Origin of the sequence: Weizmannia sp. FSL W8-1119 (assembly GCF_038008605.1) — a bacterium.
Classification (GTDB): domain Bacteria; phylum Bacillota; class Bacilli; order Bacillales; family Bacillaceae_C; genus Weizmannia; species Weizmannia coagulans.
This window is the reverse complement of sequence record NZ_JBBOZL010000001.1, coordinates 2,846,691-2,873,028: the sequence shown is the minus strand read 5'-3', so window position 1 is coordinate 2,873,028 and position 26,338 is coordinate 2,846,691. Positions and strand designations below refer to the sequence as shown.

Annotated in this window: 18 protein-coding genes, 3 rRNA genes and 2 riboswitches; of the genes, 18 read left to right on the top strand and 3 right to left on the bottom strand. The window is 47.3% G+C overall.

The features are described 5' to 3' along the window. Nucleotides 1-139 precede the first annotated feature (139 nt). Nucleotides 140-1,357 (top strand): MFS transporter, encoded by a 1,218-nt coding sequence (locus NSQ19_RS13960; RefSeq protein ID WP_328014135.1) that lies wholly within the window; start codon nt 140-142, stop codon nt 1,355-1,357. A gap of 21 nt (nt 1,358-1,378) precedes the next feature. Next, nucleotides 1,379-3,094 (top strand): ABC transporter ATP-binding protein, encoded by a 1,716-nt coding sequence (locus NSQ19_RS13955; RefSeq protein ID WP_328014136.1) that lies wholly within the window; start codon nt 1,379-1,381, stop codon nt 3,092-3,094. 144 nt (nt 3,095-3,238) lie between these two features. Here NSQ19_RS13955 and NSQ19_RS13950 read toward each other — a convergent pair whose 3' ends face one another. Continuing rightward, nucleotides 3,239-3,592 (bottom strand): hypothetical protein, encoded by a 354-nt coding sequence (locus tag NSQ19_RS13950; RefSeq protein ID WP_017551445.1) that lies wholly within the window; start codon nt 3,590-3,592, stop codon nt 3,239-3,241. 256 nt (nt 3,593-3,848) lie between these two features. Next, a riboswitch (purine riboswitch) is annotated at nt 3,849-3,950 on the top strand. Between the two features lie 131 nt (nt 3,951-4,081). Between NSQ19_RS13950 and NSQ19_RS13945 the strand changes: the two genes are divergently transcribed. From NSQ19_RS13945 to NSQ19_RS13935, 3 genes are all read left to right on the top strand, one after another. Continuing rightward, complete coding sequence (locus tag NSQ19_RS13945; RefSeq protein ID WP_029143008.1) at nt 4,082-5,410, top strand: NCS2 family permease; 1,329 nt, start codon at nt 4,082-4,084, stop codon at nt 5,408-5,410. A 116-nt stretch (nt 5,411-5,526) separates the two neighbouring features. Further along, on the top strand, nt 5,527-6,372 hold the full coding sequence (gene glcT, locus NSQ19_RS13940; protein WP_019720457.1) for a glucose PTS transporter transcription antiterminator GlcT: 846 nt from the start codon (nt 5,527-5,529) through the stop codon (nt 6,370-6,372). Nucleotides 6,373-6,781: 409 nt separating this feature from the next. After that, nucleotides 6,782-8,761: a beta-glucoside-specific PTS transporter subunit IIABC gene (locus tag NSQ19_RS13935; protein ID WP_340703061.1), complete on the top strand. Its 1,980-nt coding sequence runs from the start codon at nt 6,782-6,784 to the stop codon at nt 8,759-8,761. 177 nt (nt 8,762-8,938) lie between these two features. On the opposite strand, the gene NSQ19_RS13930 is transcribed toward NSQ19_RS13935, so the two are convergent. After that, nucleotides 8,939-10,189, bottom strand: coding sequence for a dicarboxylate/amino acid:cation symporter (locus tag NSQ19_RS13930; protein WP_340703060.1), 1,251 nt, complete (start codon nt 10,187-10,189; stop codon nt 8,939-8,941). Nucleotides 10,190-10,560: 371 nt separating this feature from the next. Between NSQ19_RS13930 and NSQ19_RS13925 the strand changes: the two genes are divergently transcribed. The 8 genes from NSQ19_RS13925 to NSQ19_RS13890 all read left to right on the top strand — a co-directional run bounded on the left by NSQ19_RS13925 (nt 10,561) and on the right by NSQ19_RS13890 (nt 21,307). Next, a 16S ribosomal RNA gene (locus NSQ19_RS13925) occupies nt 10,561-12,114 on the top strand. Nucleotides 12,115-12,433: 319 nt separating this feature from the next. Further along, nucleotides 12,434-15,365: ribosomal RNA gene (locus NSQ19_RS13920) — 23S ribosomal RNA — on the top strand. A gap of 569 nt (nt 15,366-15,934) precedes the next feature. Beyond that, nucleotides 15,935-16,050 (top strand): 5S ribosomal RNA (gene rrf, locus NSQ19_RS13915). Together the 16S, 23S and 5S rRNA genes form the textbook arrangement of a ribosomal RNA operon. 281 nt (nt 16,051-16,331) lie before the next feature. After that, complete coding sequence (locus NSQ19_RS13910; protein WP_019721637.1) at nt 16,332-17,684, top strand: 6-phospho-alpha-glucosidase; 1,353 nt, start codon at nt 16,332-16,334, stop codon at nt 17,682-17,684. 202 nt (nt 17,685-17,886) lie between these two features. After that, nucleotides 17,887-19,494 carry an alpha-glucoside-specific PTS transporter subunit IIBC gene (locus NSQ19_RS13905; RefSeq protein ID WP_340703191.1) on the top strand — a complete coding sequence of 536 codons (1,608 nt, stop codon included), beginning with the start codon at nt 17,887-17,889 and terminating at the stop codon, nt 19,492-19,494. Nucleotides 19,495-19,571: 77 nt separating this feature from the next. Beyond that, on the top strand, nt 19,572-20,348 hold the full coding sequence (locus NSQ19_RS13900) for a MurR/RpiR family transcriptional regulator (protein WP_340703059.1): 777 nt from the start codon (nt 19,572-19,574) through the stop codon (nt 20,346-20,348). Beyond that, complete coding sequence (locus tag NSQ19_RS13895) at nt 20,341-20,802, top strand: hypothetical protein (RefSeq protein WP_035183327.1); 462 nt, start codon at nt 20,341-20,343, stop codon at nt 20,800-20,802. The genes NSQ19_RS13900 and NSQ19_RS13895 overlap by 8 nt, the downstream gene beginning before the upstream one ends. 16 nt (nt 20,803-20,818) lie before the next feature. Beyond that, on the top strand, nt 20,819-21,307 hold the full coding sequence (locus NSQ19_RS13890) for a PTS sugar transporter subunit IIA (protein ID WP_340703058.1): 489 nt from the start codon (nt 20,819-20,821) through the stop codon (nt 21,305-21,307). 151 nt (nt 21,308-21,458) lie between these two features. Here the strand turns inward: NSQ19_RS13890 and NSQ19_RS13885 are convergent, their stop codons facing one another. Next, nucleotides 21,459-22,187 carry a DsbA family oxidoreductase gene (locus NSQ19_RS13885; RefSeq protein WP_061566985.1) on the bottom strand — a complete coding sequence of 243 codons (729 nt, stop codon included), beginning with the start codon at nt 22,185-22,187 and terminating at the stop codon, nt 21,459-21,461. Nucleotides 22,188-22,337: 150 nt separating this feature from the next. On the opposite strand from NSQ19_RS13885, the gene NSQ19_RS13880 reads away from it, so the two are divergent. From NSQ19_RS13880 to purB, 5 genes are all read left to right on the top strand, one after another. Next, nucleotides 22,338-22,880 carry a DUF2179 domain-containing protein gene (locus NSQ19_RS13880; RefSeq protein ID WP_340703057.1) on the top strand — a complete coding sequence of 181 codons (543 nt, stop codon included), beginning with the start codon at nt 22,338-22,340 and terminating at the stop codon, nt 22,878-22,880. Further along, nucleotides 22,877-23,089 (top strand): NETI motif-containing protein, encoded by a 213-nt coding sequence (locus NSQ19_RS13875; protein WP_061577495.1) that lies wholly within the window; start codon nt 22,877-22,879, stop codon nt 23,087-23,089. Before NSQ19_RS13880 ends, NSQ19_RS13875 begins: the two co-directional genes overlap by 4 nt. A gap of 48 nt (nt 23,090-23,137) precedes the next feature. Further along, a riboswitch (purine riboswitch) is annotated at nt 23,138-23,238 on the top strand. A 141-nt stretch (nt 23,239-23,379) separates the two neighbouring features. Next, nucleotides 23,380-23,856 (top strand): 5-(carboxyamino)imidazole ribonucleotide mutase, encoded by a 477-nt coding sequence (gene purE, locus NSQ19_RS13870; protein ID WP_429906564.1) that lies wholly within the window; start codon nt 23,380-23,382, stop codon nt 23,854-23,856. Next, a complete protein-coding gene (gene purK, locus NSQ19_RS13865) occupies nt 23,837-24,997 on the top strand; it encodes a 5-(carboxyamino)imidazole ribonucleotide synthase (protein WP_328005183.1) in 1,161 nt (386 codons plus the stop codon). Before purE ends, purK begins: the two co-directional genes overlap by 20 nt. Next, nucleotides 24,990-26,285, top strand: coding sequence for an adenylosuccinate lyase (gene purB / locus NSQ19_RS13860; protein ID WP_017552970.1), 1,296 nt, complete (start codon nt 24,990-24,992; stop codon nt 26,283-26,285). The genes purK and purB overlap by 8 nt, the downstream gene beginning before the upstream one ends. Nucleotides 26,286-26,338 lie beyond the last annotated feature (53 nt).

Below are 26,338 nucleotides of genomic sequence, written 5' to 3'. Positions count from 1 at the left end.
AAACTATACTAGCATCAGGGCGCATTCTTTGCGGCATGGGCGTGTGGGATTGAATGATTGGAACAGAAAGAAAAAAAGGTTATGATAGATAGTATGGTACGGAATTTTTGGAATTTGCAGCAAAGGGGTTTGTGCAGACATGAAATACATCGAGCAAGGGACAAGAAAATTCCGCCTGGCAAATCTTGCGCTATTTGCCGGGGGATTCAATACGTTTGCGATTCTCTGGGGGATGCAGCCGCTTTTGCCGGATATTGCAAAGCAGTTTCACTTATCGCCGACAATGTCGAGTTTGAGCCTGTCTTCTACCACCGTGACGCTCTCGGTGAGCATGCTGATTGCCGGATCGTTGTCGGAAGTGTTCGGGCGAAAATCCGTGATGTCTTTTTCACTGATTGCTTCGTCTGCCCTCTGCATCCTGACCGCTTTTGCCCCGACTTATCATTTGCTGATTGTCTGCCGGGTGCTACAGGGCCTTGTGCTTGCCGGGCTGCCGGCTGTTGCCATGGCATACCTGGGGGAAGAGATTTTGCCGTCAAGCCTCGGACTTGCGATGGGGTTATATATCAGCGGGAATTCGATCGGGGGCATGGCAGGGCGGATCATCTGCGGAACTTTGACCGACTTTTTCAATTGGCATGTGGCGCTGGCGTCGATCGGGGTGATCAGCCTGCTCGCAAGCATCCTGTTCTGGGCCGTGCTGCCGCCGTCTTCCCACTTTACTGCCCGGAAGTTTGAAATCGGGAAACTGGCGGGAAGCCTTGTCCGCCAGCTTGCGGAACCGGGCCTGATTTATTTGTTTTTGATTGGATTTTTATTAATGGGGAGCTTTGTTTCGCTGTATAATTACATCGGATTCCAGCTAATTGCGCCGCCGTATTCGCTGAGCCAGACGGTCGTCGGCTTCATTTTTATCGTCTACCTTGTCGGTACATTCAGCTCGGCATGGATGGGGATGCTTGCGGACCGGCACGGCAGGCGGAAAATTTTGCAGCTTTCGCTCCTTATTGTGCTCCTGGGGGCCTCGATTACGCTTGTTCCATCTTTATGGCTGAAAATTTTTGGCATTGCCGTGTTCACATTCGGCTTTTTTGCCGGCCATTCGATCGCAAGCGGCTGGGTTGGGCGCCTTTCCTCCCATGATAAAGCGCAGGCTTCCGGATTGTACTTATTCTTTTATTATATCGGCTCGAGCATCGGCGGGACAGTCGGGGGCGTGTTCTACAGCCGGCTCGGATGGAACGGGGTTGTGCTGATGATCGCTGCGCTGACGGTGCTGGCCATTGTGTTTTCAGTCCGGCTGGCCGTGATTGCAAAGAGAAAATGGCTTGTTTCTACACGGCATGCTTCCAACTAATTTTTTGACAGGAGGGGACATATGTTACGCCGCTTTTTTTCCTATTATTTGCCGCATAAAAAGCTGTTTATTCTGGATTTTACGAGCGCGGTGATTGTCGCTGTTTTTGAACTGGCCTTTCCGCTTTGTGTCCAGTGGTTTATTGACAGCCTGCTGCCGAGCGGAAAATGGGCAACGATTACGAGCGTCAGCATCGCGCTGCTTTGCCTCTATTTGATCAGCACATATTTGCAGTACGTCGTCACCTACTGGGGGCATCAGCTCGGCATCAATATTGAAACGGATATGCGCAAAGAATTGTTTGTACACGTGCAGCGGCAGTCTTTTTCATTTTTTGATAATGTGAAAACCGGCCACGTCATGAGCAGGATCACAAACGATCTTTTTGACATCGGCGAACTTGCCCACCACGGTCCGGAAGATGCTTTTATTGCCGTCATGACGTTTCTCGGCGCGTTTTGCATTATGTTTACGGTCAATGCCAAACTGGCTTTTGTCACCCTTATTATTGTGCCGTTTTTGGTCTGGATCATCACGTATTGCAATATGAAAATGAACGAGGCATGGGGCAAAATGTACGGCGAGATTGCCGAAGTGAATGCGCGTGTCGAGGACAGTGTGGCAGGGGTCCGCGTCGTCCAGTCATTTACGAATGAAAATTATGAAATCACGCAGTTCCAGAAAAATAACAAACGGTTCCGGAAAGCGAAATTGCTTGCGTATAAAACGATGGCGCTGACCAATTCCAGCACGTATATGATGAGCCGGCTGATCGTCCTTGCCGTCCTTGTATACGGGGCATGGCTGGTATACAGCGGGGAATTGAAATACGGCGAGCTGGTCGGTTTTGTGTTGTATGTGAATGTGCTGTTCAAGCCGATTGATAAAATCAGTGCGATCATGGAGCTGTATCCGAAAGGGATGGCCGGGTTTAAACGGTTTACGGAATTACTGGACCGCACGCCGGACGTCCGGGACAGGGAAAATGCGGTCGAAGTTCCGGCGTTAAACGGCAACATCGCGTTCAACAATGTCAGCTTCGCTTATCCGGGCGGCCAGCCTGTGTTAAAGGGGCTGAATCTCAAAATTCGTGCCGGGGAGACGGTTGCATTTGTTGGGCCTTCTGGTGCAGGGAAAACGACCATTTGCTCCCTGATCCCGCGCTTTTACGATGTGGACAGCGGCAGCATTGCCATTGACGGCATGGATATCCGCAATATGACGAAAAAATCGCTCCGCTCGCAGATTGGCATTGTCCAGCAGGATGTCTTCCTTTTTGCCGGCACCATCCGCGAAAACATTGCGTATGGAAAATTGGATGCTACAGATGAAGAAATTGAAGAAGCAGCCCGGCGCGCCCATTTGGAAGAGGTCATCCGTGCGCTTCCTGGCGGGTTTGATACGCAAATCGGCGAACGCGGCCTTAAGCTTTCCGGCGGGCAAAAGCAGCGGCTGGCGATTGCGCGCATGTTTTTGAAAAACCCGCCCATCTTAATCCTGGATGAGGCTACATCTGCCCTTGATACGGAAACCGAAAGGCAAATCCAGGCGGCATTGGATGAACTGGCAAAAGACCGGACAACGCTTGTCATTGCGCACCGGCTGGCGACCATTCGCAATGCTGACCGGATTGTTGTTGTCACCAGGGACGGGATTGCCGAACAAGGGCGCCATGATGAGCTCCTTACCCGCGGGGGGATTTTTGCAAAACTGCACGAGGCCCAGTACCAGCAGTAGATCCGGCCCGACTTTGGGCACGGGGTTTTTGAAGGGAAAAGGAGGTGTCCTGCCTGCCGGCATGGTTCCTTCTGTGTGAAATGGCGGGGTTTTTGAAAAAAGAAAAAACGCAGGCGATCCGCTGCGCAAAAATGGAGCTTCTTATCAGGCTTTTTTCAAGCGGCGGATATCCGCTTTGACATTAAAGATATCTTCGAATAAGACATCCATTTTATCATCCAGCCTGCCATAATTGCTGTCAAGGCTGCTTATATCTTTTTTCATGTCTGCGATATCCTGTTTTACTTCCGCCATCTCGCTTTTCAGGGAAGCGACATCCTGTTTCAGCCCTGCAACATCCTGTTTCAGCCCTGCAACATCTTCTTTTAGCCCTGCAACATCCTGTTTCAGCCCGGCGATGTCCGTTTTCATTTCTTTCATCTCTGCCTTCATTGAAAGGACTTCGCCGGACAGTTCTTTGATGGCCGTAAGCAGCATTTCGTTTGTGACTTCCGCCATTTTTCCGCCTCCTTTGTCGAATATATGCTTATTCTAAGGGATGATGCCCTGTCCTGCAACTGGCGAAAAGCAAAAAATAGGGCCCGCTATTGCGTGAATCGGAGGCGGACTGAAAAACCGGTTCCCTGCCAGCCCGAAAATTTTATTTTCAACAAAAAAGCGGCCCGCAAATGAACGAATGTTAACCCGAAACAAGAAGAAATTGTTCGTGTTTTCTATTGACTTCTTTTCATTTTCCCGTTACAATCAATCTTGTCAATTTACTATGCAATACCATCGTATATATTCAGGGATATGGCCTGAACGTTTCTACCAAGCTGCCGTAAATAGCTTGACTACGAGGTAATGAGATAGAGTCAGAGGGCAATCGTATAAAAATAGCAACCTTTGCCCCTCCTCATTCCTTAAGTCTGGCGTTTCGGGCGTTTACGTTCGGAACGTTTTTCTGTTATGGCGATTTTGGAAATTCCACAGGAGGGATAAGGCAAAATGAAGAACTATTTTGAGTTTGAAAAACTGGGGACAAGCTACCGCCAGGAATTTATCGGGGGACTGACAACCTTTTTGGCAATGGCCTATATTTTAGCCGTAAACCCGCTGACATTATCGCTTGCCAGCGTAAAGGGGCTTCCGGATTCTATGCATATGGACCAGGGGGCTGTATTTGTGGCCACCGCAATTGCTTCCGCGATCGGTTCGATTGTGATGGGGCTTTTCGGGAAATATCCGCTCGCGCTTGCTCCCGGCATGGGACTGAATGCCTTTTTTGCTTATACGGTTGTCCTGAGCTACAAAATTCCCTGGCAGCACGCACTCGCCGCTGTCTTTATTTCCGGCGTTTTCTTCTTTCTGCTCACACTGACGGGCATTCGCGAAAAATTGATTAACGCCATTCCGGTTCAGTTAAAACACGCGATCGGCGCAGGCATCGGCCTGTTCATTACGTTTATCGGGCTGAAAGATGCCGGTATTATTGTCGGTGATAATGCAACGTTTGTCACTTTGGGGGATTTGTCAAAAGGCCCTGTTCTGCTCTCCATTTTCGGGATTGTTGTGACTGTTATCCTGATGACAAGAGGGATAAAAGGTTCCGTTTTTTACGGCATTATCCTTACAAGTATTGTTGGCATGATTTTTGGATTGCTGAAGGTGCCACATCAAGTCGTCAGTCCGGTTCCGAGTTTAAGCCCGACGTTCGGCGCGTTGTTCAGTTCATTCGGCGATTCATCATTCTGGACAGCGCAAATGATTGGCGCCATTTTAACATTCTTCTTTGTTGACTTTTTTGATAATGCCGGAACGCTTGTGGCGGTTGCAAACCAGGCAGGGCTCATGAAAGACAACAAACTGCCGAATGCAGGCCGGGCGCTTTTGTCAGATTCCATTGCGACCATCATCGGGTCTGTGCTCGGGACTTCGACGGTAACATCCTTTGTTGAATCTTCGTCAGGGGTTGCCGCAGGGGCAAGAACCGGATTTGCTTCTCTTGTCACGGCCTGTTTCTTTATTCTATCAATCTTTTTCTTCCCGCTTTTGTCGGTCATTACTTCAAACGTCACAGCACCGGCGCTGATCATTGTCGGTGTGCTGATGGTATCGAACTTGCGGCATATTGAATGGGATAAATTCGAAATTGCCGTCCCGGCTTTCCTTACATTGATCACCATGCCGCTCACTTACAGCATCGCAACCGGGATTGCCATTGGTTTCATCTTTTATCCGATTACGATGATTGTAAAAGGAAGAATCAAAGAAATCCATCCGGTCATGTATTTCTTCTTTGTCGTCTTCTTATTGTATTTTATTTTCTTAAAATAGTGCCGAAAAAAACTTGCAGAGCGCGCTCTGCAAGTTTTTTTTCGGCAGCAGAAATTGAAAAACCGGTGCATTTCATTTAAACTAATCGTATTGCACTATAGCCGAGGGGGATTGAAATGGAAGCTTTTATCGTCAAAAAGGTTTTAAACAATAATGTACTTGTTGCCTCCCACCCCCGCTATGAAGAAACGGTGTTGATCGGAAAGGGGATTGGTTTTAACCGGAAAAAAGGGGAGGCCATCCCGCAGGCATCGGCTGAAAAAATGTTTGTGCTGAAGAACGAAACAGAACAGGAACAGTATATGAAGCTGATTCCTTCTATTGATAATCAAACCCTTGAAGTGGTCATTTCGGCCATTGAGATGATCCGCAGCCGGGCTGATTCTCCTTTAAATGAACATATCCATGTTGCCTTGACAGACCATATTGCTTTTGCGATCAACCGGATCCGGAAAGGGCTGGCTGTCAAAAATCCATTCGTTGCCGAAACGAAAATTCTCTATCCGCGCGAATACGAAATTGCCTGCGAAGTGGTGGACTATATCAATGAAGCAACGGATGTCTATTTGCCGGAAGGGGAAGCCGGATTTATTGCGTTGCACATCCACAGTGCTGTTACGGATAAGCAGCTTTCTGAATTAAGCCGGCATTCCCATCTGATCGGGCAGCTCATTTCCACCGTTGAGCATGAATTTAAAATGACTTTTGACAAAGACAGCATTCATTATATGCGCCTTGTCCGCCATTTGCGCTATACAATTGACCGTGTGCTGACGGGGGAAAAAGTGGAGGAGCCCGAGAAATTGAATCATTTCCTGCAACAGGAATACCCGCGGTGTTATAACCTGTCGTGGAAATTGATCAAAATCATGCAGCAAGCATTACAGAAACCGGTGTACGATGCAGAAGCCGTTTACCTGACGATGCACCTGCAGCGGATCCAATCCAAAATAGAATCATAAAAGGCCTCCTGATTATACATGGCATGCGTGATGAAAGGCTGAATAATGCCAAAACGCCGTCATTGTTCATGTCGGGATGCCAAATGCTTTTTTAATTTTTTTCTTGCAACTGGGATGCCTGCGGTGCTATAATTTGTCATGGAAATTGTGAATGATGCAGCAAACAGGAAAAACCGGTGTACGATGCAGCAGCCTTTATCCGGTAGCATGCGTCTGAAACGGGTTCCACATTAAAAATTAATCAAATGTTATCATAACGTGTTACTGATTCGATCAGGCATGAGTGAAAAAGATGCCGGGAGTGGCAGACGCCATGGCCTTCCCGCTTTTTCCTCATGCCTTTTTATTTTCCCGGGGAATTGCTGCACGTCTGTTTCCGGAAACCATCATGATTTGAGGAGGATTTTGCATGGCAAAGAAAGATTACGCGCAGCTTGCTCGCGATATTGTGGCAAATGTCGGAGGGCCTGATAATGTAAAGTCGCTTGTGCACTGTGCCACCCGTTTGCGCTTCCGGTTAAAAGATACAGGCAAGGCAAACAAAGAAACGCTGGAAAGCTTGCCAAATGTCCTTACGGCGGTGAATGCAGGCGGACAGTACCAGGTCGTGATCGGGGATGAGGTCGTTCCAGTTTATAACGCCATTATGGATGAGTATCATTTTACGGCTTCCGATGCGGGGGTTGAAAACGATGCGGCGGCGGAAGAAAGCGAAGAAAAAGGCAATGTTTTCGACCGCTTTGTGGCAGTGCTTTCCGGTATTTTCACACCGTTTATCTCCGTCCTGGCCGGTGCCGGTGTTTTAAAAGGCGTTGCCATCCTTTTGGCAAATACCCATATCGTGTCTGAATCATCCGCTTGGTACAGCATCTTGGACGCGCTCGCAACCGGCGTGTTTACATTGCTGCCGATTTTTATTGCAATTACGGCGGCGGATAAGTTTAATACAAACCGGTTTATCTCTGTTGCGCTTGCTGCCGCGATGATTTACCCGCTGACAGACAGCAGCATTCCGAAAATCGGCCACATTGCTGGGTACGCCATCAATTTTAAACAGTACGGCGGTGCGGTAATCCCGACCATTTTGGCCATTTGGATGATGAGTTATATTGAAAGATGGTTTAAGAAACATTTACCGGCTGTTGCCCAGCTTGTATTTGTGCCGTTTTTCACATTGCTTGTTGCCGGCGCCCTCACTTTTATCGTGATCGGCCCATTAGGCAATGCGATCGGCATGGGCCTTGCTTACGGCTATCAATACTTGTACAGCTTGAGCCCTGCTGTTGCCGGATTTATTCTGGCCGGGCTGTTCCAGGTGTTTGTCGTCTTCGGGCTGCACTGGGGAATTTTGCCGATCTCACTGATTAACATTCAAAACTACGGTTATGATACGCTGCTGGCGATGATGTTTGTTGCCGTCTTCGGACAGTTCGGTGCGGTGACAGGCGCGATTTTTAAAGCAAAAAAATCGAAAAACAGGGAAATCGCCGTTTCCGCTGCAATCAGTAACTTCTTTGGCATTACGGAGCCGGCGATATACGGCATCAATTTGAAATACAAAAAAGGTTTTATTTTCGGTTTGGCCGGCAGTGCGATCGGCGGCGCCATTGCCGGTTTTGCCGGTGTAAAAGCTTTCCAGTACACGCCGATTATGAATTTCTTTGAACTTCCGCTGTTTATCGGCAAAGGTTCAAGCGTTGCCATGGAAGCCGTTGCGGGTATTGCCGCATGGGCGATTGCATTCGTACTTGTATTGATTTTCGGTTTTAATGAAGAAAACAATGAAAAAATGCTCGCAAATGTCCAAATGGGCAAGAAAAGCCTGACGGAAAAGAAAACGGCAGCTGTGGAAAGCAAGATGGAATCGGGACAAAAAGAACTGCCGAAAGTGGATACGGCCGGCATGGAACTGAACGAAATTGTCTATAATCCGGTAAAGGGCCGCGTTGTTCCGTTAACCTCTGTGAATGACCCTGTTTTCAGCTCGGAAGCGATGGGGAAAGGGGTTGGCGTTGTGCCGGAAGAAGGAAAAGTGGCAGCCCCGTTTGACGGGCAAGTATCCGTTGCTTTTCCGACCGGCCACGCATACGGCCTGCAATCCGACCGCGGAGCGGAAGTATTGATCCACGTCGGCATCGATACCGTCAACTTAAACGGGGAACACTTCCATTCCAATGTAAAAACCGGGGACCGCATCAGGAAGGGTGACGTACTCGGCACCTTTGACCCGGAAAAAATCAAAGAAGCCGGCTATGACACGACAACGATGGTGATCGTAACCAACACGATGGCATATGATGCAGTTGAACAAGCCGCAGTTGACGAAACATATGCGGGCGAAGCTTTGCTGAATCTGTACAAAAAACAGGAAACAGCTGTGAAAAACTAATTTTGCGGGCAACCCTGAACAAAAAACCGCCGGGAAAATCATTTTCCCTGGCGGTTTTTCCATTTCCATAATGTTTTTTCTGAAACAGCGGTTCTTTTAAGAAACCGGCGGAAATCCGGCTCCTTCTCCGGCACTCCACGGCTTCCGCCTGAGAAACGGGCTGCCTGGTTCTTTCTTTTACTGCGTGCGGCTGAGCCAATGTTTTCCTTCAACAAGCCGGGAAACGAGCATGGCGCTTACCGTGTTTCCGGTCGAATTTAAAAGCGTGGCCGGAACATCAATAATCGTACTAATTACTGCAATAATCGGAAGCGACTCCGGCGGGAATCCAAAAACGCTTAAAATCAGCATCTCCCCGATCATGCCGCCGCTTGGGATCGCCCCCATTACCGCGCCGACAAGAAATGCAACGGCAATGACAGCCAGCATATGGGGCAGGCTTGTCAAATCTTTCCCGAACAAGGTGAACAAAAAAACGATTTTCAGCACGCCACCAAACACCGAGCCGTCCTTATGCGTGTTCGCGCCTAAAGGAATCACCGTTTCCGCGATGTCGGAAGGCACATGCATTTTTTGAACAGTTTCCAAATTAACCGGAATGCAGGCAGCACTTGAACAGGTAGCAATAGCCGTAACAGAAGGGGGGACCGCATTTTTCCAAAAAACTTTGATCCCCTCTGCCCCCCCGGCCATAAAGGCATATAAGGTAAAAAAGCCGAAAAAGTAAATGACCGTTAAGATCAGGTATAAACCAAACGAACGCGCATATCCTTCCAAAATTTGCGGGCCGAGTGTGCCGATGATGGAAGCGAAGTAACACCCGAGCCCGATTGGCGCATAATACATGATGATTTTAACAAATTTCATCATGACGGCTGTTCCCGATGCCAAAAAAGCAGCAACCGGCTTTCCTTTCTCCCCGGCCAATGTGGTAGCCAGGCCGAACAGAACGGAAAAAACAATCAGCTGAAGCATATTCGTTTTGGTAAATAAATTTGGAAAATCAGGCACTGTGAATGTTTGAACAAGCTGTTCGAGAAAAGACGGATTGGTGCCGCTTTGCCGGCTTCCGTCTGCTTTTGCCATCATCTGTTCTATGGCGGTTGTATCTGTATGCGCAAGCGGCTTGATGATGAAAGTGCCGCCAAAACCAATGATGGCTGCCAAGAGGGAAGTGCCAAGGAACACAAGAATGATGCTCCCTAAAATTTTGCCCAAACGGCCAAGGCCGGCCATATTTGCGATGGCAGAAGAAATGCTGAAAAACACAAGCGGAATAATAACCGTAAACATTAAATTTAAAAATAAATCCCCGAATGGTTTTACAACCTCTGCTTTTGAGCCTGCAACCACGCCTGCAATGCCGCCAATGATGATGGCAGCCAGCAATATGGCAGTGGATTTGTAATTGCGAAAAAATATTTTCAAATTCAACCTCTCCTTAAACGGAAAATGCATTGTTCCCACATGTTTTATTTTCCGATGATCATAAAAAGAAGTCAATTTGATTTTTGCCCAAAAGATCCCTGCGTGTCGGTCTGTTTGTTGGTAATTTGATAGATTGCGTTTGAAAAAAATTTCATGTCATTATATATTGACTTAGGATAACACGGATGGTATGATAATAAAGCTGACTCGATAGCAACTGAAAAAATATTGAGTTTGGTGGAAAAAGATGTTGACAGCGAATTGATATTTTGATATAATAATTAAGTCGTTGTTAAAGGACAGCAAAGATTGTTCCTTGAAAACTGGACAAAACGAAACGTCAAATTCTTTTTGAGCTTTTATCAAACATCTTTACTGAGAGTTTGATCCTGGCTCAGGACGAACGCTGGCGGCGTGCCTAATACATGCAAGTCGTGCGGACCTTTTAAAAGCTTGCTTTTAAAAGGTTAGCGGCGGACGGGTGAGTAACACGTGGGCAACCTGCCTGTAAGACTGGGATAACGCCGGGAAACCGGGGCTAATACCAGATAGTTTTTTTCTCCGCATGGAGGAAAAAGGAAAGGCGGCTTCGGCTGCCACTTACAGATGGGCCCGCGGCGCATTAGCTAGTTGGCGGGGTAATGGCCCACCAAGGCAACGATGCGTAGCCGACCTGAGAGGGTGATCGGCCACATTGGGACTGAGACACGGCCCAAACTCCTACGGGAGGCAGCAGTAGGGAATCTTCCGCAATGGACGAAAGTCTGACGGAGCAACGCCGCGTGAGTGAAGAAGGCCTTCGGGTCGTAAAACTCTGTTGCCGGGGAAGAACAAGTGCCGTTCGAACAGGGCGGCGCCTTGACGGTACCCGGCCAGAAAGCCACGGCTAACTACGTGCCAGCAGCCGCGGTAATACGTAGGTGGCAAGCGTTGTCCGGAATTATTGGGCGTAAAGCGCGCGCAGGCGGCTTCTTAAGTCTGATGTGAAATCTTGCGGCTCAACCGCAAGCGGTCATTGGAAACTGGGAGGCTTGAGTGCAGAAGAGGAGAGTGGAATTCCACGTGTAGCGGTGAAATGCGTAGAGATGTGGAGGAACACCAGTGGCGAAGGCGGCTCTCTGGTCTGTAACTGACGCTGAGGCGCGAAAGCGTGGGGAGCAAACAGGATTAGATACCCTGGTAGTCCACGCCGTAAACGATGAGTGCTAAGTGTTAGAGGGTTTCCGCCCTTTAGTGCTGCAGCTAACGCATTAAGCACTCCGCCTGGGGAGTACGGCCGCAAGGCTGAAACTCAAAGGAATTGACGGGGGCCCGCACAAGCGGTGGAGCATGTGGTTTAATTCGAAGCAACGCGAAGAACCTTACCAGGTCTTGACATCCTCTGACCTCCCTGGAGACAGGGCCTTCCCCTTCGGGGGACAGAGTGACAGGTGGTGCATGGTTGTCGTCAGCTCGTGTCGTGAGATGTTGGGTTAAGTCCCGCAACGAGCGCAACCCTTGACCTTAGTTGCCAGCATTGAGTTGGGCACTCTAAGGTGACTGCCGGTGACAAACCGGAGGAAGGTGGGGATGACGTCAAATCATCATGCCCCTTATGACCTGGGCTACACACGTGCTACAATGGATGGTACAAAGGGCTGCGAGACCGCGAGGTTAAGCCAATCCCAGAAAACCATTCCCAGTTCGGATTGCAGGCTGCAACCCGCCTGCATGAAGCCGGAATCGCTAGTAATCGCGGATCAGCATGCCGCGGTGAATACGTTCCCGGGCCTTGTACACACCGCCCGTCACACCACGAGAGTTTGTAACACCCGAAGTCGGTGAGGTAACCTTTACGGAGCCAGCCGCCGAAGGTGGGACAGATGATTGGGGTGAAGTCGTAACAAGGTAGCCGTATCGGAAGGTGCGGCTGGATCACCTCCTTTCTAAGGGGAAAAGCGTAGGGCGCTCGTTCATCGGCGTACGGATTTCGAAGTCTTCGACTGAGATAAAGGAAACACGATGAGCCTTAAAGGCGAATCGATGCCCGCTTATCGTAGGGAGAAGACGTAGAAATACGCTAGCCGATAGCGCCCGGAGCTAGACATAAAAGGAAAACCTTCGGTTTTCCGAAATTAAGTTTGGCGTTTTCGTTTTGTTCAGTTTTGAAGGTCCAATCCTTCAGTATGTGTTCTTTGAAAACCGGATAGGAGAAATAAACCAAGTAAACCGAGAATCGCTTATTTTTGGATTTAAACCTTTTATGGTTAAGTTAGAAAGGGCGCACGGCGGATGCCTTGGCACTAGGAGCCGATGAAGGACGGTACAAACACCGATATGCTCCGGGGAGCTGTACGTAAGCTTTGATCCGGAGATTTCCGAATGGGGAAACCCCCTGTCTTTAATCGGACAGGATTCCTGCCTGAATCCATAGGGCAGGAAGGGCACACCCGGGGAACTGAAACATCTCAGTACCCGGAGGAAGAGAAAGCAATTGCGATTTCCCAAGTAGCGGCGAGCGAACAGGAAACAGCCCAAACCGGAAGGCTTGCCTTCCGGGGTTGTAGGACACTCATATGGGAGTTACAAAAGAACGGGGTAAGTGAAGCGGCCTGGAAAGGCCTGCCGGAGAAGGTAAAAGCCCTGTAACTGAAACTTCGTTCTCTCCCGAGTGGATCCTGAGTACGGCGGGACACGAGGAATCCCGCCGGAATCCGGGAGGACCATCTCCCAAGGCTAAATACTCCCTAGTGACCGATAGTGAACCAGTACCGTGAGGGAAAGGTGAAAAGCACCCCGGGAGGGGAGTGAAAGAGATCCTGAAACCGTGTGCCTACAAGTAGTCAGAGCCCGTTAACGGGTGATGGCGTGCCTTTTGTAGAATGAACCGGCGAGTTACGGTCTCATGCAAGGTTAAGCTGAAGAAGCGGAGCCGCAGCGAAAGCGAGTCTGAACAGGGCGAAAGAGTATGAGGCCGCAGACCCGAAACCAGGTGATCTACCCATGTCCAGGGTGAAGGCAAGGTAACACTTGCTGGAGGCCCGAACCCACGCACGTTGAAAAGTGCGGGGATGAGGTGTGGGTAGCGGAGAAATTCCAATCGAACTTGGAGATAGCTGGTTCTCTCCGAAATAGCTTTAGGGCTAGCCTCAAGCGGAGAGTTTTGGAGGTAGAGCACTGTTTGGACGAGGGGCCCTCATCGGGTTACCGAATTCAGACAAACTCCGAATGCCAAAAACTTATGCTTGGGAGTCAGACTGTGAGTGATAAGATCCATGGTCGAAAGGGAAACAGCCCAGACCGCCAGCTAAGGTCCCAAAGTATACGTTAAGTGGAAAAGGATGTGGCGTTGCTTAGACAACCAGGATGTTGGCTTAGAAGCAGCCATCATTCAAAGAGTGCGTAATAGCTCACTGGTCGAGTGACGCTGCGCCGAAAATGTACCGGGGCTAAACGTATCACCGAAGCTGCGGATGGACACCGTTTGGTGTCCGTGGTAGGAGAGCGTTCTAAGGGCGTTGAAGCCGGACCGGAAGGACCGGTGGAGCGCTTAGAAGTGAGAATGCCGGTATGAGTAGCGAAAGAAGGGTGAGAATCCCTTCCACCGAATGCCTAAGGTTTCCTGAGGAAGGCTCGTCCGCTCAGGGTTAGTCGGGGCCTAAGCCGAGGCCGAAAGGCGTAGGCGATGGACAACAGGTTGATATTCCTGTACCGCCTCTTCACCGTTTGAACGATGGGGGGACGCAGGAGGATAGGGCAAGCGCGACACTGGTTGATCGCGTCCAAGCAGTTAGGCCGGTGCGGAGGCAAATCCTTCGCGCCAAGGCGGAGCTGTGATGGCGAGGGAAATTAAAGTACCGAAGTTCCTGATTCCACACTGCCAAGAAAAGCCTCTAGTGAGGTGAAAGGCGCCCGTACCGCAAACCGACACAGGTAGGCGAGGAGAGAATCCTAAGGTGAGCGAGAGAACTCTCGTTAAGGAACTCGGCAAAATGACCCCGTAACTTCGGGAGAAGGGGTGCTTTTTGGGGTGTATGCCCCGGGAAGCCGCAGTGAATAGGCCCAGGCGACTGTTTAGCAAAAACACAGGTCTCTGCGAAGCCGCAAGGCGAAGTATAGGGGCTGACACCTGCCCGGTGCTGGAAGGTTAAGGAGAGGGGTTAGCCGCAAGGCGAAGCTCTGAACTGAAGCCCCAGTAAACGGCGGCCGTAACTATAACGGTCCTAAGGTAGCGAAATTCCTTGTCAGGTAAGTTCTGACCCGCACGAAAGGTGTAACGATCTGGGCACTGTCTCAACGAGAGACTCGGTGAAATTATAGTACCTGTGAAGATGCAGGTTACCCGCGACAGGACGGAAAGACCCCATGGAGCTTTACTGCAGCCTGATATTGAATTTTGGTACAGCTTGTACAGGATAGGTAGGAGCCTTGGAAACCGGAGCGCCAGCTTCGGCGGAGGCATCGGTGGGATACTACCCTGGCTGTATTGAAATTCTAACCCGCACCCCTTACCGGGGTGGGAGACAGTGTCAGGCAGGCAGTTTGACTGGGGCGGTCGCCTCCTAAAAGGTAACGGAGGCGCCCAAAGGTTCCCTCAGAATGGTTGGAAATCATTCGCAGAGTGTAAAGGCATAAGGGAGCTTGACTGCGAGACTTACAAGTCGGGCAGGGACGAAAGTCGGGCTTAGTGATCCGGTGGTTCCGCATGGAAGGGCCATCGCTCAACGGATAAAAGCTACCCTGGGGATAACAGGCTGATCTCCCCCAAGAGTCCACATCGACGGGGAGGTTTGGCACCTCGATGTCGGCTCATCGCATCCTGGGGCTGTAGTCGGTCCCAAGGGTTGGGCTGTTCGCCCATTAAAGCGGTACGCGAGCTGGGTTCAGAACGTCGTGAGACAGTTCGGTCCCTATCCGTCGCGGGCGCAGGAAATTTGAGAGGAGCTGTCCTTAGTACGAGAGGACCGGGATGGACGCACCGCTGGTGTACCAGTTGTCTTGCCAAAGGCATCGCTGGGTAGCTATGTGCGGAAGGGATAAGTGCTGAAAGCATCTAAGCATGAAGCCCCCCTCAAGATGAGATTTCCCACAGTTTAACTGGTAAGATCCCTGAAAGATGATCAGGTTGATAGGTCCGGGGTGGAAGCGCGGCGACGCGTGCAGCTGACGGATACTAATCGATCGAGGACTTAACCAAATAGAAAAGTGAAGGGCGCTCGCTCATCGGCGTATGAACTTCAAGGCCCCCGCCTGAGATAAAGGAAACACGACGAGCCCTAAAGGCGAGTCGATGCCCGCTTATCGTAGGAAAGGGGGACGGGAAGTTCACTAGCCGATAGCGCCCGGAACTGGACAATAGAAAAGCGAAGGTGCCTTGTTTAGCCCCGACAAGCGAATGTTCTGACCGGCACGGAGCCGTCTTTTGGCTCCGTGGCGGGCAGGTTATTCGACCTCGAGGGGCTAGGCACCGGAGCTAGACAATAGAAAAGCGGAAGCGCCTTGGTCATCGGCGTACGGATTTCGGAGCTTTCGACTGAGATAAAGGAAACACGGCGAGCCCCTAAAGGCGAGCCGATGCCCGCTTATCGTAGGGAGAAAGCGCAGAAATACGCTAGCCGATAGGCGCTGGAGCTAGACAATTTTCAAAGTTAGAAACCAAAGCTATTCTCCGTTTACAGTTTTTTCTCCCATCCGGTTTTCAGGGAATCACATAATTCCTGTTGATAAGCAATGGAAACTTTGTTATAATGATTTTTGTCATTAAGGTCCGGTGGCGATGGCGGAAAGGTCACACCCGTTCCCATCCCGAACACGGAAGTTAAGCTTTCCAGCGCCGATGGTAGTTGGGGGTTTCCCCCTGCGAGAGTAGGACGTTGCCGGGCCAAAAGAGAACCGCAGACAAATCGTCTGCGGTTTTTTCGTACCTGTATATAAAAAACACTGTTTACTGCTTTCACCGGAATGCAGCCCGTTTTACTCAAAATCACTGCTGGATGAAGGATATGGAAGGCGGTATACCTCAATGAAATATTTTCCACAAAATGAAATTCTTTTTTGTTTGCAAATTTATTTTTTAAACAGTTTCATCTTATTGAATAATTTTTTCTTCGTGAGATAATGATCATGTAATAAAGATAACGTTTTCTTTAAGGAGAGATTTACTATGCCAGATAAAAAGTTTTCAGTAGTGATCGCCGGCGGGGGCAGCACTTATACCCCGGGAATTGTTTTAACGTTGCTTGATAATTTAGACAAATTTCCAATTAGAAGTTTAAAGTTTTATGATAATGACGGAGAGCGGCAGCAAAAAATTGCGGATGCTTGCGCCATCATGATTAAAGAAAGGGCCCCAGAAATAGAATTTTTGGCAACAACCGATCCTGCAGAAGGGTTTACAGATGTCGATTTTGTAATGGCACAAATCAGGGTTGGAAAATATGAAATGCGCGAAAAAGATGAAAAAATTCCATTGAAACACGGGGTTGTGGGTCAAGAAACAACAGGGCCTGGAGGAATTGCTTACGGTTTAAGGTCCATCGGAGGCGTTTTAGAGCTTATTGACTATATGGAAAAATATTCTCCAAATGCCTGGATGTTGAATTACTCAAACCCGGCTGCAATCGTGGCTGTAGCTACAAATCGCTTAAGACCGAAATCTAAAATTATCAATATCTGTGATATGCCGATTGGAATTATGGATCGGATGGCAAAAATATTAAAATTAGATTCTTATAAAGAACTGGATTTCGACTATTATGGATTGAATCACTTTGGTTGGTGGACAGCGGTAAGAGATAAGAAAGGCAATAATTTAATGCCGCAACTTCAAGCCTATGTCAGGGAACACGGATATATTTTGCCTGATGAAAGCGGGACAGAAAAAAGCTGGAGAGAGACTTTTGAAATGGCTAAAAATGTCTATGCACTCGATCCAGAAACATTGCCGAACACTTATCTGAAATACTATCTATATCCGCAGGAAGTTGTGAAACATTCTGATCCGAATCATACAAGGACGGATGAAATCAGATTGGGCCGCGAAAAATTTGTTTTTGAAGAATGTGCCAAAATTACGGAATCCGGAACAGCACAAAACAGCGCCTTTAAATCAGATGAACATGCTTCTTACATTATTGATTTATGCCGTGCGATTGCTTATAACACAAAAGAACGCATGCTTGTCATTACACCAAATAAAGGGGCAGTAGAAAATCTGGATTCTGATACAATGGTTGAAATTCCTTGCTTAATTGGTGCAAATGGGCCTGAACCACTCGCGCAGGGTAAAATCCCGCGCTTCCAAAAAGGGCTGATTGAGGAACAAAACAGTGTTGAAAACCTGGTTGTCGATGCCTGGACAGAGGGTTCATATACGAAATTATGGCAAGCATTAAGCTTAAGTAAGATTGTACCAGATGCAGGATTGGCCAAAGTTATTTTGGATGAACTGGTTGAAGCAAATAAGGATTACTGGCCGGAATTAAAAATCGGGCGTCCTGAACCGGTTTTAAGCTGATCAAACAAGGTAATCAACTAAAGGGATAATAAATTTAAACATGCTCCTTTATATCATTACTAAGTGAAACCAAAAATGAGGAGCGGTAAATCTTTTTAAAAAGAAAAAAGATCTTATCGCTTCTCTTCATATTCCTAAAAAGGAAAGCGGTTTCCGGTCTGGAGGATAAACAATGAAAAGTATACAAAGATTTGGCGGTGCAATGAAAAGTATACAAAGATTTGGCGGTGCAATGTTTACACCTGTTTTACTTTTCTCATTTGCTGGCATTATGCTGGCCATCAGCATATTATTTTGCAATCCGTCTGTTTTTGGAAGCCTTGCAAGTGAAGGAACCTTATGGTACGGCATATGGGATACTGTACAACAAGGTGCATGGACAGTATTTAATCAAATAGAATTATTATTTGTCGTCGGCCTGCCTATCGGGCTGGCAAAAAAAGCTTCCGGAAGGGCTGCAATGGAAGCTTTGGTTACGTATCTTACATGGAATTATTTTATAGCGGCCATTCTTACCCACTGGGGAAAATTCTTTGGCATTATGCATTATGGAAGGGCTTTAGCTGAAAATAGCACAAACGAAGGCTTAAAAATGATTGCCGGCATTAAAACTTTTAATACAAGCATCATTGGTGCCTTAATTATAGCGGGAATCGTTGTCTATTTGCATAACAGATTTTTTGACTATAAATTACCTGACTTTTTGGGCACCTTCCAGGGCTCTGCTTTCGTCGTCATTCTTGGCTTTTTTGCCGCTTTACCCTTGGCATTCATTACCTGTTTAATTTGGCCGAAAATTTCATTCGGCATCGGATCATTACAATCGTTCATGGTTCATGCAGGTCCTGTTGGGGTTTGGATTTACTGTTTCCTTGAACGTGTTTTAATTCCAACAGGTCTTCACCATTTTATTTATATCCCTTTCCAATTTGGGCCAGCCGCAGTTCCGGAAGGCCTAACGAAATGGTGGCTTATGCACTTGGAGACATTTGCTAATAGTAAGGAATCACTGAAATCAATGGCACCACAAATGGGATTCTCGATGCATGGCAATGAAAAGGTTTTTGGTATACCAGGAATTGCTTTGGCATTTTACTTTACGGCAAAGAAAGAAAACAGGAAAAAAGTATTGGCCCTGCTGGTACCGGCAGTCATTACATCTGTACTTGCCGGTATTACCGAACCAATTGAATTTACATTCTTATTCGTAGCGCCGCTTTTATGGGTGATTCATTCCCTTTTGGCAGCAACATTAGATACGACATTGTATTTATTTGGTGTAGTAGGTGATTTTGGCGGAGGCATTATTGATTTTGCCGGGAAAAACTGGATTCCGCTTTTTCAAAATCACTGGGCAACATATTTAACGCAAATTGTAGTTGGGCTGATATTCACGGCTATTTACTTCTTTGTCTTTAGGTTTTTCATTTTAAAATTCAACTTTGCAACGCCAGGCAGGGAAGCAGATGAGGAAGAAGAAATTACATTAAAGACAAAACAGGATTATAAAAATAAAAAATTAGCACAAGGGGTGCAAGAAACAGCTGCAGCATCCTACACAGATCCTTATTCGGAAAGAGCGGCAATTTACCTGGATGCGTTGGGCGGAAAAGAAAATATCAGTGATGTGACCAATTGTGCTACCAGGTTAAGAGTGACAGTAGTAGATCCAAAGAAAGTGAAACCGGATAGCGCATTTAAAGCGGGAAAAGCTGCGGGTGTTGTGAGAGCAGGAAGAGCATTCCAAGTCATCGTAGGGTTGGATGTCCCCCAAGTCAGGGAAAAATTTGAAGAACTGTTGAAACAATAAAACTTTTTGGATAGAGTCAACATCTTATTTAGTGATAAAATTGGATGTAAGGACACAAGAAAGGGTGTTGACTCTCTATGGATTTGGAACAAAAAGTAAACCAAAGCTTCCAACAATTAAATTCAGATGAAATACAATGCTTGAATTTTATTATTGAACATAAAGATATTGTTAGCAATTCAACTTTAAATGAAATTAGCAAGCTTTGCCATGTTTCCGCTTCTTTCTTGTTTAGAACCATCAAGAAGGTCGGGTACTCGGGTTTTTCTGAATTAAAATATGAAATCAAAAAGGAAGAAAACACGTTGAAAGAAATGACCGGCCAGCCAGAAAATATTAATTGCCAATTGCATGAAGACATTGATAAAACCATCAAATATTTTAATACTGTCAATCACACGGAAATGTTTCGTTCTATTATGGAAGCCAGCCGTATCTTTTCTTATGGCACAGGTTGGGAGCAAAAAATGGCTGCGGAAAAGATTACAAGAAATTTTATATACTCAGGAAAATTTGTGACGAACTTCCCGGCGCTGGAAGAATTATCGGTAGCAGAAAAAGCGTTAAATGAAAAAGACATCGTATTTTTAATTTCATTGAGCGGCAATAATGAACGGATTGTCAATATAGCAAAAGATTTTAGAAGAAGAAATATAAAAATGGTCAGCATCACACAATTTGGGACAAACAAATTGGCCGGCATTTCAACATACAATCTTTATTACTATGCATCCGAGTTTCATAAACCATGGCATAGAAGCATTGTCAGCTTATACATTCTGGTTGAACTTTTTTCCTTGCATTACAAGCTGTTTACTGAGCAATTGGAAAACGGGGGCTTACAAAATGGATAAAATAAGAAGGCTTGTTGGAAATGAAACAAAAATATTTAATATGATGATTGCCCTGTTTTTTCTCGTCCCTGTTTTTTATATGATTTATTTATGTGTGATTGTTGCTATATATCCAACATCTTTTAAAGAACTGTTTTCAAGCAGCCCTTTTTCTGCTGTCATGCTGATCGCTTCCTGCCTTGATCTGCTGATGGGATATTATCTGTATCATCTTAAAGTTCATTTAAATAATCATGATCTTTTTATGCTGGCCATTTACTTATCGGCGTTGATCCAGCTTTTGTTGGGGAATCTTTTAATTGCCTTTTTTATTGTACTATTGATTTTATCTTCTCCAAATAAAAAAATTAAGTTATCTAATTTAAGAAATGATGCCAGCTATTTATCAATGCTTGGAGCTTTTCTTGTAATGTATATGTTTTGTGATTTTGTTTTGCTTAAATTAATGATTTAGAAAGTAGGGAACCGATATGCTCAACTTTTTAAAAAAGAAAAAGAGCCAAACAGTCGGCTTGGTTGCGCCTGCAAGCGGCCATTTAGTTCCAATAACGGAAGTAAATGATCCCGTTTTTTCCACCAAAATGATGGGAGATGGATTTGCCGTAATACCAGCGGCCGGAGAAGTCAGAAGCCCGGTATCCGGAAAAATTTTGAGCGTTTTTGACACAAAACATGCTATTAGTATTCAGACAGATAATGGGCTTGAAGTATTGGTGCATCTGGGGATTGATACGGTAGAACTTAAGGGGGCGCCTTTTCAGGTATATGTAAATGAAAATGATACGGTCCAGGCTGGTGATAAAATTGCCGATATGGACTTAACCGCACTGAAAGCAGCTGGAAAGGATAACAGTGTAATGGTGATCTTTACAAATTCCAACAGTATTTTGGATTTTACGATTTCAGCAAATGGCAAAGTGAGTGCGGGGCATGGGATCGGAAAAGTTGAATTAAAATAGAGGGCCAGGATCAGCCTGCCCAGGAATGTAGCAATGGAAACGATAACTTAAATTCGTGAACAAATTCTTCTACCCCTTAAAAGCGGGCACAGAAAGAGTGCCAATGCATATTTTAAAAAGGCAGGGAATATCCCTGCCTGCCATAATATGGTTACTTTTCTTCCTTCCCCGGTACAATGCAGCTTCCATCTGCACAGGCAACGTCTTCTTCGGTGGACAGGTCTTGCAGCACCGGCGCTGCGGCTTCTTCCTGCCATACTTTCTGAAGGGCGCTTGTAAAGGTTTCGAGCGGCTGGGCGCCGGAGATGGCGTATTTTTGGTTAAGAATAAAAAACGGGACGCCGGTGATGCCGTATTGTTGTGCGATGGCTTCATCTACGCGTACGTCATTTAGATAGGCATTCGGGTCACGAAGCACTTCCAAAGCTTTTTCCCGGCTGAGGCCTGCAGATTCGACGATTGCGGCAAGTGTTTCGTGGTCACCGATATACGCTCCTTCTGTAAAATAGGCGTGGAACAGTTTTTCGGCGAGTTCCGCCCCTTTGCCTTCAGTCGCGGCAAATTTTTCAAGGCGGTGTGCATCCAGCGTGTTTGTCGGCTTCATGTTGTCAAAATCATAATGAAGCCCCACGCTTGCCGCCTGTTCACCGATCCCGCGGTTTGCCTTTTTTGCTTCTTCCATGCTGATGCCGTATTTCTCAGCAATCGCTTCGTGGATATTTTTGCCGATGCCTTTTTCGGCAGCAGGGTCAAGTTCAAACGCTTTAAATTCAACTTCCACCTGGTTCCGGTGCGGAAATTGTGCCAGCGCCATTTCCAAACGCCGTTTTCCAATATAGCAAAATGGGCAGACAAAGTCAGACCACACTTCAATTTTCATATGAACACCCCATTTCTTCGATTACCCCCTATCGTATCATAAAAAAGTTTTATCATAAAAAATCATGCTTATGGACACGTTTACTTTGCTCCGGCCGTGATATGATGGAAAAGAAGCAAAATGAATGTGTGATGAGGAGGGGGAACATCATTGCTCCACAATAGTATTGTCATGGTACTGATTATTTTTGTTGTTAATATTATCTATGTATCCTTTTCGACAACGAGGATGATTCTAACGTTAAAAGGATACCGGTATATTGCCGCTTTTGTCAGCATGGTTGAAATTATCATTTATATCATCGGTCTCGGGCTTGTTCTTGATAATCTGAATAAGATCCAAAACATTATTGCGTATGCGGCCGGTTACGGAATCGGCGTCATAGTGGGGATGAAAATTGAAGAAAAACTGGCGCTCGGCTATATTACGGTCAATGTCATTACAACAGGGGCAAATCTGGATTTGGCAAAAAAATTGCGGGAAAGTGGCTACGGCGTTACTACATGGGATGCGCACGGGCTTGAAGGCGACCGGATTGCCCTCCAGGTTTTGACGCCGAGGAAATATGAGCTGAAATTATACCAAGCGATTCAGACGATTGATCCAAAGGCCTTTATCATTGCATACGAGCCGAAAACCATTTACGGCGGTTTTTGGGTAAAAGCGGTGAAGAAAGGGAAATTGAGCAAATGAAAAAACAGTTTGAAGTGCTTGAAAATGAGACCATTGCAGACTGTCTGGCAAGAATGGAAAAAGAAGGCTTCCAACCGGTCAGAAGAATCGAAAAGCCGGTGTTCCGGGAAGTCAAGAAAAACGGCAGGAAAGAATATGAGCCGGTCACCAGAAAAATTGTTTTTGAAGGAAGAAAATCAAGTTCAGACCCGAACATTCCCGGCCTGTAAAACATGAATTATTCGTTGACAGCAACAAGCTTCCCTGTTAAGATAAAAATACAAAGTGAATAGGACCCTCATATATAATGGGAATACGGCCCATACGTCTCTACCCGGTTACCGTAAATAACCGGACTATGAGGGAAAGCGGAAGTTGGGAATCACAAGGTTTTCCATGCTTATTTGTGCTGCACCCGGATGGACTGCTTTCTCTCTAAAATAGAGCGGGCAGATCCGTCCGGGTTTTTTTGTACATAAACAGGGGAGGGATGCAGGTGGCAGTTGAAGTTGGCGTCATTATGGGCAGCATTTCGGACTGGGAAACGATGAAACATGCATGCGGCGTGCTGGATGAATTGAACGTGCCTTACGAGAAAAAAGTCGTCTCTGCACACCGGACGCCGGATCTGATGTTTCAATATGCAGAACAGGCAAGAAGCAGGGGCGTAAAAGTCATCATTGCGGGAGCAGGCGGCGCGGCTCATTTGCCGGGGATGGTCGCAGCAAAAACGACGTTGCCAGTCATCGGCGTGCCGGTCCGGTCAAAAGCGCTGAACGGCCTTGACTCTTTGCTTTCAATCGTGCAGATGCCGGGCGGTGTCCCGGTTGCAACGGTCGCGATCGGAAAAGCGGGCGCAACAAATGCCGGACTGCTTGCCGCCCAAATTTTATCCACAACAAACGAACATATTGCCAAAAGGCTTGAACAAAGACGGGAAAGACTTTCGAAAACCGTATATGAAAGCAGTGATCAACTTGAACAGGAAAATAATTAAACCGGGGAGTACAATCGGCATCATCGGCGGCGGCCAGCTCGGGAGAATGATGGCCCTTGCCGCAAAAGAGGCGGGTTTTAAGATCATTGTCCTTGATCCTGTGCCGGATTGCCCGTGTGCGCAGGTGGCGGACGGGCAGATCACGGCGCCATATAATGATGAAGCGGCATTGCGGGAGCTCGGGGAACGATGCGATGTGCTCACCTATGAATTTGAAAATATCGATTATGAAACATTGAAAAAGGCCACCGGATTTGCCCATGTGCCACAAGGAGCGGAACTGATCCGGATCACGCAGAACCGTATTTTTGAAAAAGAAGCAGTTGCAAAAGCAGGTGTCCGGGTTGCGCCGTACCGCATCGTTGAAAACGCGGCGGATTTGAAAGAAGCTGTTGGGGAAATTGGCTATCCATGTATTTTAAAAACGGCGCGCGGCGGTTATGATGGAAAAGGGCAGATCACGCTCCGGCATGAAGGGGATTTTAAGGAAACGGATCCGCTTCTTGCCCACGGCGCATGTGTCCTTGAAAAAATGATTCCATTTACAAAAGAACTTTCTGTCATCATCACCCGGAATGAAACAGGGGAAACGAGCCTTTTTCCGGTAGTTGAAAATATTCATCACAACCATATTTTGCATCAAACAATCGCGCCGGCACGGGTGGAAAATACGGTGAAAAAAGAGGCGGAGCAACTCGCCCTAAAGGTGGCAGAGCAGCTTCATTTAACCGGCACGCTTGCAGTCGAAATGTTTTTAGAAGCGGACGGCACGCTTTATGTCAATGAACTGGCGCCGCGCCCGCATAATTCCGGGCATTACTCGATTGAAGCCTGTTCGATTTCGCAATTTGGCCAGCATATCCGCGCGATCTGCAACTGGCCGCTCCGCAAAGTGGAACTTTTGAAGCCGGCTGTTATGAATAATCTGCTTGGCCAGCACGTCGAAAGGGCGCTTACGCAAATTCCTTACCAGCCGGAATGGTCGGTCCATCTTTACGGCAAAAAAGAAGCGAAATTCCAGCGAAAGATGGGCCATATTACAGTGCTGACAGAGGAAATCGAAGAGACTTTGCTTTCCCTTGAACAGTCCGGTGTATGGCAGGATGTACAGAAACGATCGGAGGCAGCAGTGAATGATTGAACGCTATACAAGGCCTGAAATGGGCGCCATCTGGACAGACGAAAATAAATACAAAGCATGGCTTGAAGTGGAAATCCTTGCCTGTGAAGCATGGGCGGAGCTTGGGGAAATCCCGAAAGCAGATGTGCAAAAAATCCGTGAAAATGCCAGATTTGATGTTGAAAGAATTTTAGAAATTGAGCAGGAAACGCGCCACGATGTTGTCGCTTTTACAAGGGCCGTTTCGGAGTCGCTCGGCGAAGAAAGAAAATGGGTGCATTACGGGCTGACGTCCACGGATGTGGTCGATACGGCGCTTTCTTATTTGATCAAACAGGCAAATGAAATCATTGAAAAAGACCTTGAACGTTTTATTGAAATTTTAAAGCAAAAAGCAATTGAACATAAATACACCGTCATGATGGGCCGTACCCACGGCGTCCATGCCGAACCGACCACTTTTGGCCTGAAAATGGCGCTCTGGCACGAAGAAATGAAACGGAATCTCGAACGCTTCAGGCAAGCGGCGGACGGCATCCGTTACGGGAAATTAAGCGGTGCTGTCGGGACCTATGCCAACATCGACCCGTTCGTTGAGCAGTATGTCTGCGGGAAACTCGGCTTAAAGCCGGCGCCCATCTCCACGCAAACGCTGCAGCGCGACCGCCACGCTTATTACATCGCGACCTTGTCTTTGATCGCGACATCGATTGAAAAATTTGCTACGGAAATCAGGGGGCTGCAAAAAAGCGAAACCCGTGAAGTGGAAGAGTTTTTCAGCAAAGGGCAAAAAGGATCGTCCGCGATGCCGCATAAACGCAATCCGATCGGTTCGGAAAATATGACCGGGATGGCGCGGGTGCTGCGCGGCTATATGGTAACGGCGTATGAAAATGTCTCCCTTTGGCATGAGCGCGACATCTCGCATTCTTCCGCGGAACGGATTATTTTGCCGGATGCAACGATTGCTATTAATTATATGCTGAACCGGTTCGGCAATATTGTGAAAAACCTGACCGTCTTCCCGGAAAATATGAAACGGAACATGGACAAAACGCTCGGTCTCATTTATTCACAGCGGGTTTTGCTTGCCCTGATTGATAAAGGCATGTCCCGTGAAGCTGCATACGATACGGTGCAGCCGAAAGCAATGGAGTCGTGGGAAAAACAAGTGCCGTTTAAGGAACTGTTGAAAAAAGACCCGGCCATCCAAAGCAGGCTCACGGAAGCAGAACTCGAGGAATGCTTTGACTACCATTATCATTTGAAACATGTCGATACGATTTTTGACCGTCTCGGGCTGAACTGAACCGGGGCGGCCGGGTGAATTCAGCCCGGCTGTCCCGGAAAATAAAAAGCGGC